Below are 12,764 nucleotides of genomic sequence, written 5' to 3'. Positions count from 1 at the left end.
TCATATGATGCACCCACGACCAGTCTACAAGATCAACAGCAGGAGGCTCCCTTCCGGTTCAGGGCCTGTGCCTGTAAGGTGACGCCCGATTTCTGCCAACCGGAGCCTATAGAATTGTCTGCGACCCGGCCGCTCTGTTTTCAGGACCTGATCCTGCGCCTTCATCAATTCTGGTCCGAGAAGGGCTGCGCTATTTTGCAGCCCTACGATACCGAACTCGGAGCGGGCACTCTCTCCCCGCACACCACGCTCCGCGCGCTCGGCCCCAAGCCTTGGGCCGCCGCCTATGTGCAGCCCTGCCGCCGTCCATCGGATGGACGTTATGGCGAGAACCCGAACCGCCTTCAGCACTATTACCAGTATCAGGTACTGCTCAAGCCGACGCCGGAAGACAGCCAGCAGCTTCTGCTCGACAGCTACCGCGCCATCGGGATCGACCCCGAACTGCACGATATCCGATTCGTCGAGGATGACTGGGAAAACCCGACCATCGGTGCCTGGGGACTGGGCTGGGAAGTCTGGTGTGACGGTATGGAAGTCTCGCAGTTCACGTATTTTCAGCAGGTTGGCGGCATTCCGACCGTCATGCCGTCGACGGAGCTGACCTACGGGCTCGAGCGTCTGGCGATGTATGTGCAGGGCGTCGAGAACGTTTACGACCTCGATTTCAACGGAAAAGGCCTGACCTATGGCGATGTATTCCTGCGGGCCGAGCAGGATTATTCACGCCATAATTTCGAGCTCGCCGACACGCAGATGCTGCTGACCCATTTCAACGATGCCGAGCGGGAGTCCATCCGGCTGTCCGAGGCCGGCGTGGCCCAGCCCGCCTACGACCAGTGCCTCAAGGCCTCCCATCTGTTCAATCTTCTGGATGCGCGGGGCGTGATTTCCGTATCCGAGCGCGCCTCCTATATCGGGCGCGTCCGTGCGCTTGCCAAAGCCGCCTGCGACGCCTGGCTCGCCGGTGAGGAGACGTCCCATGGCTGAACTCTTTCTCGAACTGTTCAGCGAGGAAATCCCCTCCGGCATGCAGGCCCGTGCGGCGGACGATTTGGGTTCGTTGCTGACCAAGGCGCTTGATGGCCTGAATCCGCGCGATCTGCGGACGTTCTTCGGGGCCCGACGCATCGCGGCGGTGCTGAACATCGATGCTGAAATCCCGGCCCGCAGCGTCTCCGAACGCGGCCCGCGTGAAGGAGCTCCGGAAAAGGCACTGGAAGGCTTCACGCGCAAGCATGGCGTCACACCGGCGGATCTGAATCTGGAAAACGGCTTCTGGGTTCTGAACAAGTCGCTCGATCCGGTGAGCGCGGAAAGCCGAGTGTCCGAAGCCGTGCCGGAGCTGCTGTGGAAATTCCCATGGCCCAAATCCATGCGCTGGGGCGCGGGATCGAACTTCACATGGGTTCGCCCGCTGCGCCGGATCGCGTGTCTGCTGGACGGGCATGTCGTGCCGTTCGCTCTCGCCCGCGACGGGGATGATGCGCATGGTCTGAAGGCGTCCAACCTGTCCGAAGGCCATCGCTTTCTCGCTCCGGGCGCGTTCGAGATCATGTCGGGCCAGCAGTGGCAGGACGAGCTTGAAACCCGCTCGATCATCGTGGACATGGACAGCCGCCGCGACATGGTGCGCACCGGCGTGGCGCGTCTGGCGGACCAGCATGGCATTACGGTCGTACAGGATGACGGGCTGGTCGATGAAGTCTGCGGGCTGGTCGAATATCCGGTGCCGCTTCTGGGCCAGATCGACGCTGCGTACATGGATCTGCCAGCCGAAGTGATGCAGGTCTCCATGCGGATCAACCAGCGTTATTTCGCGCTCCGCAATCCGGACGGCTCGGCTGCACCCTATTTCGCCTTCATCGGCAACCTGCCGTTCAAGGATGGCGGCAAGCTGACCACGGCGGGCAATGAGCGCGTGCTCCGCGCCCGTTTTGCCGATGCCCGACATTTCTGGGATCTGGATCGCAAGACAAAACTGGCTGACCGTGTTCCAGCTCTGGCAGCGGTGACGTTCCATGCCAAGCTGGGCACGCAGGCCGAGCACGCCGAGCGGATCTCGAAGCTTTCAGGCACCGTGGCGCAGGCCATGGGTCTTGATGGCGCGCAGATCGCACAGGCCGAGCGCGCGGGTCTGCTGGCCAAGGCGGATCTGACGACCGGCATGGTCGGCGAGTTCCCGGAACTTCAGGGCGTCATGGGCGGCTATTATGCGGCGCATGATGGCGAGGACGACGCCGTCTCCCGCGCCGTGGCCGAGCATTACCTGCCACGCGGTCAGTCCGATGAGACTGCAAAGGCGCCGGTTTCGGTCGCTGTGGCACTCGCGGACCGGCTGGACCTGCTGGCAGGGTTCTTTGCCATCGGTGAGCTGCCGAGTGGTTCGGGCGATCCGTATGCGCTGCGTCGTGCGGCACTCGGCATCATCCGCACGATCCGTGATAACGGACTGCGTCTGGACCTGACGACGCTGTTCGTACAGGCCGCAAATGGCCGGACGGGTGGCGAACTGGCCAAGCTGCCGGACTTTATGGCCGAGCGTCTGCGCGTGCAGCTTCGCAGCGAGGGCGAGCGGCATGACGTTCTTGCTGCCATTCTGACGCGCGGGCTGGACGGCGATCTGGTCCGGCTTCTGGCCCGCACCTCGGCACTGTCGGAGATGATCCAGACGGAAGACGGCCGCAATCTGCTCGCTGCTGCCAAGCGGGCCGCCAACATCCTGCGCATCGAGGACAAGAAGGACGGCCCGCATACCGGCGCGCCCGATCCAACTCTCTACACGCAGGACGAAGAACGCGCTCTGGCTGCCGGTCTGGATCAGGCCGTCCCCGCGATTGAAACAGCTCTCAAAGAAGAGCGCTTCACCGATGCGATGCAGGCCATTGCGGCCCTGCGCCCAACGCTGGACCGGTTCTTCGAAGCCGTGACGGTCAATGCGCCGGAGCCGGAGGTACGGGCCAACCGCCTCAGGCTGCTGTCCCGCTTCCGCGAGACAACCGCCCTGATCGCCGATTTCGGCCAGATCGAGGGCTGAGACGATGGGAGCGTGGTGGTCCGGATCCGTCACCACGTTCCTTCACACGCCTCCGGACCAGCTCTGCGCCGCTTTGGCCCATAAGGTGGTGCAGAACCGTTTTCAGGGCGAGCCGCAGCAGGCTCGTGCCTGGGAAGCGCAGATCGATCTTCTGCATGAAATTCTCTCCACACTTCCCAACACACAGGACTGGCAGGTTCTGTTCGAGTTTCCGATCCCGCGGCTTGGCGGCCGGATCGACACGGTTCTGGTCTCGCCCGGCGCGATTTATGTACTGGAATTCAAAATTGGCTCGTCCAGCTTCGACGCGGCCGCTCTCTCCCAGACGGAGGGCTATGCGCTCGACCTGCTGGATTTTCATGCCGCAAGTCGGAAACACCCGCTCGTTCCCGTTCTGGTCGCCACGGATGCGCCGTCCCGAGCCCAAACAACGCCGCTTCTGCTTCCCTTGGGCGTCACAGAGGTTCAGTGCGTCAATGCAGCGGGACTGAATAACGCTCCTGACCACGTTGGCGGCACAGACGGCTCATACCGATCATCCGCTGGTCCCCGCACAATGGGAGCATGCTCCCTACGATCCGGTCCCAAGCATCGTAGAAGCGGCACGGCAGATTTACGCCACACATAGCGTTGCCGACATCCACACCGCCCGTGCCGATGCAACGAACCTGACACAGACCTCTGCCTGCATCGCCAACATTCTGCAAAAAGCTCGAACGGAAGGACGCAAAGTGATTGTGTTCGTCTCGGGCATTCCGGGCGCGGGCAAAACCTTATGTGGCCTGAAAGTAGCTTTTACGGATGACGGCGACGCAACGGACGCCACGTTCCTGACGGGAAATCCGACCCTTGTTTCGGTTCTACGGGAAGCCCTCACGCGCGATACCGTCAGTCGTGGACAAAAGCGCCCGCTCGTCGAGCAGCGGATGGAATCTACCATTCAGTCCCTGACGAAATTCCGTGATCACTATGTCGGGTGCCCAAAAGAATGTCCGCCTGAACAGATCATGGTCATCGACGAGGCCCAGCGCTGCTGGACGCAGGCTCAAGCTGTGCGCAAGAGTGCATCGCGACATGTGAAGCTGACAGATTCCGAGCCTGCGCATCTGTTGGACATCATGGGTCGGCATGACGGTTTCGCGGCCATTCTGTGCCTGATCGGGCATGGGCAGGAAATCAATGACGGTGAAGGAGGTCTGGCCTGCTGGGGCGAAGCCCTTTTGAGACGCCCAGCCTGGCGCGTTGAAGCGGCTCCGGACGTAATCGGAACCGGGGATCTGACGCATCTACCCGCAACACTTGAAGCCGGGCGGCAGCGCTTTTTGCATCTCGGTGTGGCTATCCGCTCTCTGCGTGAAGAAACCGCACCACGTTGGGTCAACGCCGTCCTGAACGGAGACGTCGAGGCGGCCCGCTACCTAGCCGCACAAACGGATCTGCCGTTTCGTCTCACGCGCAGTCTGGACGATCTGCGGGCTGGGCTGCGTCACCGTTCACGACTGGCCTATCGCTGCGGGCTGGTTGCGAGTTCAAAGGCCAAGCGGCTGCGAGCCGAAGGGCTTGGCTGTGAAGTCCCGCATATGGACGAAAAGGCCGTCTCCCAGTGGTTTCTGAACCGCTGGGTTCCGGATCGAGATATCCGGGCCTCCGACGCGCTCGAAACGTGTGCTACGGAGTTTGCCATTCAGGGACTGGAACTGGATTTTGTGGGGCTGTGCTGGGACGGCGATCTGATCCGCGTGCCTTCTGGCAATCGCTGGCAGCCTCGCCGCTTTTCGGGCACGAAATGGATCAATGTCAGCACAGCAGAGGCGACGCTGTGGCGGCTGAACACCTATCGCGTTCTTCTGACGCGGGCACGTTACGAGACGCTGATCTGGGTGCCACAGGGCAGCGCGGATGATCCAACGCGCGATCCGGAGACACTGGACCGGATTGCGAATTTTCTGATGACGTGCGGCGTGCTCCTTCTGGAGCCTGCGGCCCCTGCCCAGGCCTTCACTTTACAGAACGATCTGGCAGACCTGCTTCAGGACTAGTCGTCGTCATCATCTTCCGTGCCGGGATCACGCTCGTTGCGATGCACCCAGGCGGACATAAGCAGACCAAAGCCAAACATCATCGTCAGCATGGCTGAACCACCGTAGGAAATGAGCGGCAACGGCACGCCGCCCACCGGGATGGCGCCCATGACCATCGACAGGTTCACGGCGCAGTACAGGAAGAAATCCATGGCAATGCCCAGACCCAGAAGCCGCCCGAACTGGTTGCGACTGCGAATGGCAATGAGCATTCCGCCCATGACGAGCGTTCCAAGAAGGGTAATGACGGCAATCCCGCCGACAAAACCCCATTCCTCACCGATCATGGTGAAGATGAAGTCCGTCTGTTTTTCCGGCAGGAAGTTCAGTTGTCCCTGACTACCATGCAGGTATCCCTCACCCCACATGCCGCCCGAGCCGAGGGCGATCTTGGACTGAATGATGTTGTAGCCCGCGCCCAGAGGATCATGTTCAGGGTGCAGGAACGTGTCGATCCGGGCCTTCTGATAGTCGTGCAGATGGCTGTAAATCAGCTTTCCCATGAAGGGGAGCGGCGCCACGAGCAGCAGGATCTGCCACAACCGCATTCCAGCTGCGAAGAACAGCGTTGCCCCGATGAGACCGATGATTGTCGCAGTCCCGAGATTAGGCTCCTTCAGCACCAGCAGGACCGGCAACAACGTCAGAAGTGCGGGCGGGAGCAGGCGCAGTGGATTGCCCATCCGCTCGTTGCCGATGCGGTGAAACCATGTTGCCAGCATCAGCACGAGACCGATCTTGGCGAATTCGGACGGCTGGAACTGCATACCCGCCAGATTGATCCAGCGTTCCGCTCCCTTCCCCACATGCCCCATGCGCAGCACAAGCGCGAGCAGCGTGACGGAAAGCAGGTAGACCGGCACGGACGCCATGCGCAGGATGCGCGGACTGACGAGCGAGACGGCAATCATCATCACCAGCCCGAAGCCGAACCGCACCATTTGCGGTCCTGCAAACGGCTTGGCTGACCCGCCCCCTGCCGAATACAGCGCAATGTAACCCACGCCCGCCAGCACACAGACCAGCAGGACATATAACCAGTTGACCTGAAGCAGGCGCGCCATCGGGCGAAAATCGGGTTCGGCCCGCAGAAGGCGCCGGTCGGATTTGAGAAAACCGAACGTGTTCACACCGTTCCGTCTCATTGTGCGGCTCCCGGGTCCGTCTGTTCCGGAGGTGCGGCTTGAGCAGAAGCAGTCTGCGAAGGCGTCGTTCCATCTGCGACTGGTGAAGGGGGCGGCACAACGCTCGGCGCAGGAGGCCGAACATCACTGGCCGGATCGCGTAGCAGGGTGTCGGTCATGATGAGTTTGGCTAACGGGGCCGCCTCATCCGCACCCGCGTTTCCGTGCTCTACGACGACCGAAACCGCGTATTTCGGATTGTCGTACGGCGCAAAACAGATGAACAGCGCGTGTGGGCGGTATTCCCAAGGCAGATTCATGGAATTGAAGTGTCCGGACTCACGCAGCGCACGTGACACGCGCCGCACCTGCGCCGAGCCGGTCTTGCCCGCCATCTGGATGCCCGGAAGATCAAGCCGCGCCTTGGGGGCCGACCCATGCGGCTCATTAACGACGGCAAACATACCGCCGCGCACGACGTCCAGATATTCTGGCGAGAGATCAACCTTGCCTATGTCATCTACAGAGGCCATCGCCGAAAGCTGGTCTCTGGTCGCCCGCAACAGATGGGGCTGGACATCCCGCCCCGATGCAATCCGCGACACATAGGTCGCCAGTGCAAGCGGTGTCACCTGCACGAAACCCTGACCAATGCCTGCATTGACCGTATCACCGCCGTTCCAGTGGAAGCCATGCTTCTGCCGCCATTCCGGCGTGGGAATGACGCCGGAATGCACATGCGGAAGCTCGATCCCCAGCTTCACGCCCAGCCCCATAGCATTGCCGACCGCCTGAATCGGGTCCATGCCGCAACGGCGCGCCACTTCATAGAAATAGACGTCGCAGGAATATTTCAGGCCTTCGCGCATATTGATGAGGCCATGCCCCCAGCGGTTCCAGCAATGGAAGCGTACGCCGCCGAGATCATAATATCCCGGACAGTTGAAACGGTCCTGAGCCGTAACGGAACCGGCTTTCAGGGCCGCAAGCGCCACGGCGGGCTTGAAGGTGGAGCCGGGTGGGTAGAGACCGGACACAGCCTTGTCCACCAGTGGCGTGCGCGGATCATTCGCCCATTCATTCCACTGCGCGTGGCTGACACCGGAATCAAACAGCGATGGATCGAAGGACGGTGTGCTGACCATCGCCATCACCTCGCCATTACGGCAATCCATGACTACCGCACTGGCGACACGGTCTTCTAGACGGCTGAGCACCTGCTGTTGGAGCACGGAATCCAGCGTCAGTCGCACATCCTCGCCCTGCTGGCCTTCCACGCGGTCGATCTCGCCGATGACGCGCCCGACCGCATTGACTTCCATTTCCACAGAACCCGGCGCGCCCCGCAGGGAGGCCTCCTGCGTCTGCTCAATCCCGGCACGCCCGACGCGCATACCCGGCAGGGAAAGCGTCGTGTCCTTGGCTACGTCCTCTTCATTAGGAGGCGCGACATAGCCTACGATATGGGCCGTCAGGTCCTTGAACGGATAAAGCCGCGTCGATCCCACATCGACCAACACACCCGGCAGTGATGGCGCATTGAGTTCAATACGCGCCATGTCATCCCAGGACAGGAACTCATGCAATGTCACGGGAACATATTTATGGACATGCCGCAGATCGCGTTCGATACGGGCCCGGTCATGCTCGTCCAGCGGAACGATCTGAGAAAAGCGCTCGATGACTGCCGGAATATCCGTCGTTTCTTCCGGCATCAGAAGCGCGCGCCAACTGACCTTGTTGTCCGCCAGCGCTATGCCGAACCGGTCATGGATCGTGCCACGCGCGGGAGCGAGTAGGCGTTTGCTGGTCCGGTTCCGTTCGGCAAGTTGGCGCAGATGCTCTCCGTCTACGACCTGAAGATTATAGAGCCTTCGCCCTAACACGCCGAGCACCCCCGCCTGGACTGCCATTACAAGCAGTGCCCGGCGCGTAAAGACGCCACGCCCCGAACGCACAGGCTCGGCCTGATGCTTCTGGCGTATCCGTGACCGGAAGGGGGTGTTTCTGGAAAACATCAGGGCAGAAATTCAGAATCCGGAAAAGAAAGCAAACTTCCACGCGACACGCAGAAGACGCTGTCAGGCCTGATCGGGATTGGCAAATGTACGGCGTCCCCAGACAAACAGCGCTGTCAGACTGGGATAGATACCGATTGTCAGCGCGGCCTGAAAGAGGCCAGGCGCAGGAGAAAGGAGTGCCACCGCATGCAGACACACGAGCGCCCACTGGAAGAAGGAGGCTAGAACAGCAAAAATACTGAAAATCAGCCATCCCACGATGAAGCCCAGACGCGACAGACCATAGCGCCAGTGATGGGCCACGCCATAAATCACCAGCAGTGACAGCAGCACAGTTCCCGGTGGCCCGAAGCTGAAGATCTCCACAACCAGCCCACACAGGAAAACAGCAAGAGCCGGCATGGAGCGCGGACGGCTGTACGCCCAGAACCAGACCGTGCACATCGCAATTCCAAACTGAAGCTGCGCCTGTCCGGGAATGCCGAACGGCGCCGAAAGCAGGATCGCGGAAAATATGATGAACAGGGACGGCATGGCCGCCCGGGCAGCCATATCGAGCGCACGGCGGAAGGTCTGTTTCGGCTCGACGGCGGAATGCAGATGCGGCGTTGAGTTCTCGGCAACCATGGCGTTACTGGCCTCCCCTACCCGGCATGTCAGGCAGGTTGGGCAGCCATGAGAACGGCAGAGGACCGGTCAGCGGATTTTGCGGCAGCTTCTTCACGCGCACACGACCAGGAGCATCCGGAGCCTGCGAGTCGTCATCGCCGTAATCGAACACGCGAACGATATCCAGCCGGTCCAAATCCGCATCCGGCACCACCACCGGCCGGTTAGGCGCGCTGTAATGGACCGTGCCCACCGGCAGTCCAGCCGGCATCGTACTCTGGCCACGGGTCTCGACACGCTCACCTTCAACGGGATGATGATCCTGCGGATAGAAGATCAGGCGTGGGGACGCCGTGTCATCACCAGCCATGATCGCATCGCTATGCGAACTCCCGAGCGTCACGGGAATGCGGCTCGCATCGTCATTGATCATCAGGACGCGGACCGTATGAGGTCCGACTTCCGTGACGCGCCCCAGCAGCCCGGCGGCATCCAGCGCGACATCCCCGATCCGCACGTCATGACCGCTTCCGACATCCAGCAGGACCGCGCGGGAATACGGTCCGCCATCATCGCGCGTTACCCGACCGGTCACATATTGGGGCACCGTCTCCGGGATCCAGTGCAGGCTTTTCTTGAGGCGGCCATTTTCTGCTGCAAGTGCCACGGCAACATCATACCAGTGGCGCAGGGCACGGTTTTCGTCCCGCAGACGGGCATTTTCCTTCGCCAGATCCGTCGCACCGCGCAGATCCATCAGCCAGACCTTAACCCGCTCCTGTGGCCAGACCAGACCATGATAGGCTGGCGCCATGAAATCCGTCGCCATCAGACGCACTCCATCAACGGCTGGACGACGAACCAGTCCGAGAAGGACGAGCCCCACCGCCAGCAGGATCAGGATAGGCAGGACGGCCTTTGCAAGCACCTGCCGGGCATGGATGGACAGCATCCGGCGTCAGACAGTCCTCAGTACATGCTGCTCAAAACACTTCGCAGACGACGCATTTCCTCAAGCGCCCGCCCAGTTCCGAGCGCGACACACGACAGCGCGTTTTCCGCAACCGTCACGGGCAGGCCGGTATAGAGACGCAGCACCTCGTCCAGACGATACAGAAGCGCACCGCCACCGGAAAGAACGATGCCCTTGTCCACAATATCGGCGGCCAGTTCGGGCGGCGTGTTTTCAAGCGCGGTCGTCACGGCATCAACGATCTGCATCACGGGTTCGGCCAGACTCTCGGCGATCTGAGCCTGGCTGACGACCACTTCACGCGGCACACCATTGATAAGGTCGCGGCCCTTGATCTCTGTCAGCGGACCGTCCGGGTTGGCAGGATCGTCCGGCATCATGGCGGAACCGAGTTCGATCTTGATCCGCTCGGCCGAGCTTTCGCCAACCAGAAGATTATAGGTCTTGCGGATATAGGAGATGATGGCTTCGTCCATCTTGTCTCCGCCCACGCGCGCCGAACGGGCATAGACGATGCCGCCGAGGGAAATGACCGCAACTTCGGTCGTACCACCGCCAATATCCACGATCATGCTGCCCGAAGGCTCCGTGACCGGCAGGCCCGCACCAATGGCTGCCGCCATTGGCTCCTCAATGAGCATCACCTTGCGCGCGCCCGCACTCTCCGCACTTTCCTGAATGGCGCGGCGCTCGACGGCCGTGGCACCCGAGGGCACGCAGATGATGATCTGCGGACTGGCAAACGCACGGCGGTTGTGAACCTTGCGGATGAAATGTTTGATCATTTCTTCCGCAACTTCGAAATCTGCGATCACGCCGTCACGAAGCGGGCGGATGGCCGAGATGTTTCCCGGCGTACGGCCTACCATCTGCTTGGCTTCATTACCAACCGCGAGCACCTGTTTCTTACCCCGAACCTCGGCGATTGCCACAACGGAGGGCTCATCGAGAACAATGCCGCGACCCTTGACATAAACGAGCGTATTGGCAGTGCCGAGGTCGATGGCCATGTCGGCAGACATGAGACCCAGCAGACGAGAAAACATCCAAAACTCCTGGCGCGGCTCTGTGCGGGGGACAGATGGCGGATCGTGATTGCGGGGCGGTTCCCCGCGGGTGGACTTAACCAGACGACGCAGGTTCAGCAAGGCCCGAAGACGCAATATAATGCGACCGGTCTTAATGGATCGTACAGATCCCATCAGGAGACATCGAAAAAAATAATCGTGCGCCCTGATCCTGCCACCCTTCCGTCACGTTCTGTGTGTCTAGATCCGCAAAACCGGTCCGCGCACCGGTCACTGGCACGCGGACCGGAATGTCAAATGAGGATATTTGTCATGAAGACTTTCACAACACCCCGCTTTCTGGCGGCTCTTGCCCTTTGCGGCGTTGCCCTCACCGGCTGTGGCAACCCTTATGACAGTGGTGCCCGCGCAGGCTCGGGCGCCCTTATTGGTGCAGGCGGTGGCGCAGCAATCGGTGCGCTTGCTGGCGGCGGACGCGGCGCTCTCATCGGCGCCCTTGCCGGAGGCGGTACGGGGGCTGCAGTAGGTGCGGCGACAACCCCCAATCGCCCACGCAACGGGTATTGAGCTATAAGCATCGCTCATTCCGTTAGAGACGATCAAGGATTCGGACTATGAGGACCGCTTTTTCCCACTCCGCCCTGCGCGGTACAGCGCTGGTCGGAGCATTCGCCACAGTCATGGCTCTGGGTGGATGTCAGGGAAACTATGATCCTGGCTCACGCGCACTGGGGGGCGGCCTTCTGGGCGGCGGAGCGGGCGCTGCGATCGGCGCTCTCGCCGGCGGTGGCCGCGGTGCGGCGATCGGCGCACTGGCTGGCGGCGTTCTGGGCGCCGGTGCAGGTGCGGTCACCACGCCCAACCGCCCCAGCTATCAGAGCGGCTATGCCAATGGCCAGCAGCAGGGGTATTACAACGGCCAGCAGGGCGCCTATCCGCAGCAGCGGGGCCAGTACATGCAGCCACAGTACCAGTGCCCACCTAACACAAACTGCCAGTATCCGACCAACAGCGGATACTCACAGCAAGGTGGTTATCAGCAGCAGCCGGCCCAGAACTATCAGGGCGGTTACGGTTACTGAGACCTGACGCCTGAAATCATCGGCCTCAGATCATTCTCAGACCGATGATCGCCAGGAGGATGCCCAGAAACCATCTCTGCGCACCCTCCGGCAGCCGTCCAGCCAGCAGCGTCCCAAGCAGGATGCCTGGAATGGACCCTATGAGCAGCTCCACCAGCACAACGCTATCAACCGCGCCCTGAAGCCAGTGCCCGCCACCAGCCAGAAGCGCCAACGGAACAGCATGGGCGATATCCGTAGCCACGAGTTCCCGCGTGCTGACCCGTGGATAAAGCACTGTCAGTGCCGCCATGCCGATGGCTCCTGCCCCTACCGACGACAGCGTCACCAGCGTGCCCAGCACGACACCAAGAAAAACCGTCAACACATCCACTGTCTTGGGGCGTAGCGTTCCCGCACCAATGGACCATTTCTGCAACCATGGTTTGAACAGGATGGCAGGAACCGTCAGCAGGAGAGCCACGCCCAGGACTTCGGTAATCAGCTTCGAGACAAACGGACTCGGGCCGAAGTGACGCAGGAAAATCAGACACAGGAGTCCTGCAGGAAGGCTGCCGACCATCTGCAGAAACACTATTCTCCAACGTACAACACCATGATGACGATTAAGGACCGTTCCAAAAATCTTGGTGATGGCGGCATAGAGAAGATCCGTCCCCACGGCCGATTGCGGTTTGACGCCAAAAAGCAGGATTAGCAGCGGCGTCATCAGAGAACCGCCACCTACACCGGTCATTCCCACCAGAAAACCGACCAGCAGCCCTGAAAGCGTATAGAGCCATGAATGCGGCATGACGGTCCCTTATTCC

The 12,764-nt window shown here is 61.1% G+C and carries 12 protein-coding genes; 6 read left to right on the top strand and 6 right to left on the bottom strand.

What is annotated here, in order from left to right:
- The first annotated feature begins 114 nt into the window (after positions 1-114).
- The 4 genes from IGS75_RS10105 to IGS75_RS10095 are packed head-to-tail and all read left to right on the top strand — an operon-like array spanning position 115 to position 5,076.
- Positions 115-990 carry a glycine--tRNA ligase subunit alpha gene (locus IGS75_RS10105; protein ID WP_141349766.1) on the top strand — a complete coding sequence of 292 codons (876 nt, stop codon included), beginning with the start codon at positions 115-117 and terminating at the stop codon, positions 988-990.
- Positions 983-3,037: a glycine--tRNA ligase subunit beta gene (gene glyS, locus IGS75_RS10100; RefSeq protein WP_202256758.1), complete on the top strand. Its 2,055-nt coding sequence runs from the start codon at positions 983-985 to the stop codon at positions 3,035-3,037. Before IGS75_RS10105 ends, glyS begins: the two co-directional genes overlap by 8 nt.
- Positions 3,038-3,041: 4 nt before the next feature.
- A complete protein-coding gene (locus IGS75_RS15545; protein ID WP_237468762.1) occupies positions 3,042-3,665 on the top strand; it encodes a nuclease-related domain-containing protein in 624 nt (207 codons plus the stop codon).
- Entirely contained in the window at positions 3,547-5,076 is a 1,530-nt protein-coding gene (locus IGS75_RS10095; RefSeq protein WP_237468761.1) for a DUF2075 domain-containing protein, read from the top strand. Before IGS75_RS15545 ends, IGS75_RS10095 begins: the two co-directional genes overlap by 119 nt.
- Here IGS75_RS10095 and rodA read toward each other — a convergent pair.
- The 5 genes from rodA to IGS75_RS10070 form a co-directional block, all read right to left on the bottom strand.
- Positions 5,073-6,263 (bottom strand): rod shape-determining protein RodA, encoded by a 1,191-nt coding sequence (rodA, locus tag IGS75_RS10090; RefSeq protein WP_202256757.1) that lies wholly within the window; start codon positions 6,261-6,263, stop codon positions 5,073-5,075. The two genes, IGS75_RS10095 and rodA, sit on opposite strands and share 4 nt — an antisense overlap.
- On the bottom strand, positions 6,260-8,260 hold the full coding sequence (gene mrdA, locus IGS75_RS10085) for a penicillin-binding protein 2 (RefSeq protein ID WP_202256756.1): 2,001 nt from the start codon (positions 8,258-8,260) through the stop codon (positions 6,260-6,262). Before mrdA ends, rodA begins: the two co-directional genes overlap by 4 nt.
- A gap of 63 nt (positions 8,261-8,323) precedes the next feature.
- Positions 8,324-8,890, bottom strand: coding sequence for a hypothetical protein (locus tag IGS75_RS10080; RefSeq protein WP_141349756.1), 567 nt, complete (start codon positions 8,888-8,890; stop codon positions 8,324-8,326).
- A 4-nt stretch (positions 8,891-8,894) separates the two neighbouring features.
- The gene (mreC, locus tag IGS75_RS10075; protein WP_202256755.1) at positions 8,895-9,824 is read right to left on the bottom strand and encodes a rod shape-determining protein MreC; all 930 of its coding nucleotides are present in this window, start codon (positions 9,822-9,824) and stop codon (positions 8,895-8,897) included.
- Between the two features lie 17 nt (positions 9,825-9,841).
- On the bottom strand, positions 9,842-10,891 hold the full coding sequence (locus IGS75_RS10070; protein WP_141349752.1) for a rod shape-determining protein: 1,050 nt from the start codon (positions 10,889-10,891) through the stop codon (positions 9,842-9,844).
- 294 nt (positions 10,892-11,185) lie between these two features.
- Between IGS75_RS10070 and IGS75_RS10065 the strand changes: the two genes are divergently transcribed.
- The gene (locus tag IGS75_RS10065) at positions 11,186-11,440 is read left to right on the top strand and encodes a YMGG-like glycine zipper-containing protein (RefSeq protein ID WP_141349750.1); all 255 of its coding nucleotides are present in this window, start codon (positions 11,186-11,188) and stop codon (positions 11,438-11,440) included.
- A 47-nt stretch (positions 11,441-11,487) separates the two neighbouring features.
- Positions 11,488-11,955, top strand: a complete 468-nt coding sequence (locus tag IGS75_RS10060; RefSeq protein WP_141349748.1) for a hypothetical protein — start codon at positions 11,488-11,490, stop codon at positions 11,953-11,955.
- 25 nt (positions 11,956-11,980) lie between these two features.
- On the opposite strand, the gene IGS75_RS10055 is transcribed toward IGS75_RS10060, so the two are convergent.
- Positions 11,981-12,748, bottom strand: coding sequence for a sulfite exporter TauE/SafE family protein (locus IGS75_RS10055; protein WP_141349746.1), 768 nt, complete (start codon positions 12,746-12,748; stop codon positions 11,981-11,983).
- Positions 12,749-12,764: the final 16 nt, after the last annotated feature.

The sequence above is a fragment of the Gluconobacter sphaericus genome (assembly GCF_016757795.1).
GTDB classification, from domain to species: Bacteria; Pseudomonadota; Alphaproteobacteria; order Acetobacterales; family Acetobacteraceae; genus Gluconobacter; species Gluconobacter sphaericus.
The sequence above is the reverse complement of the archived record's forward strand: the minus strand, read 5'-3'. Positions and strand labels throughout refer to the sequence as shown.

Coding starts and splice junctions, on each gene's coding strand:
- glyS (WP_202256758.1), top strand. CDS start 983: ATGGCTGAACTCTTTCTCGAACTGTTCAGCGAGGAAATCCCCTCCGGC.
- IGS75_RS15545 (WP_237468762.1), top strand. CDS start 3,042: ATGGGAGCGTGGTGGTCCGGATCCGTCACCACGTTCCTTCACACGCCT.
- rodA (WP_202256757.1), bottom strand. CDS start 6,263: ATGAGACGGAACGGTGTGAACACGTTCGGTTTTCTCAAATCCGACCGG.
- mrdA (WP_202256756.1), bottom strand. CDS start 8,260: ATGTTTTCCAGAAACACCCCCTTCCGGTCACGGATACGCCAGAAGCAT.
- IGS75_RS10080 (WP_141349756.1), bottom strand. CDS start 8,890: ATGGTTGCCGAGAACTCAACGCCGCATCTGCATTCCGCCGTCGAGCCG.
- mreC (WP_202256755.1), bottom strand. CDS start 9,824: ATGCTGTCCATCCATGCCCGGCAGGTGCTTGCAAAGGCCGTCCTGCCT.
- IGS75_RS10070 (WP_141349752.1), bottom strand. CDS start 10,891: ATGTTTTCTCGTCTGCTGGGTCTCATGTCTGCCGACATGGCCATCGAC.
- IGS75_RS10065 (WP_141349750.1), top strand. CDS start 11,186: ATGAAGACTTTCACAACACCCCGCTTTCTGGCGGCTCTTGCCCTTTGC.
- IGS75_RS10060 (WP_141349748.1), top strand. CDS start 11,488: ATGAGGACCGCTTTTTCCCACTCCGCCCTGCGCGGTACAGCGCTGGTC.
- IGS75_RS10055 (WP_141349746.1), bottom strand. CDS start 12,748: ATGCCGCATTCATGGCTCTATACGCTTTCAGGGCTGCTGGTCGGTTTT.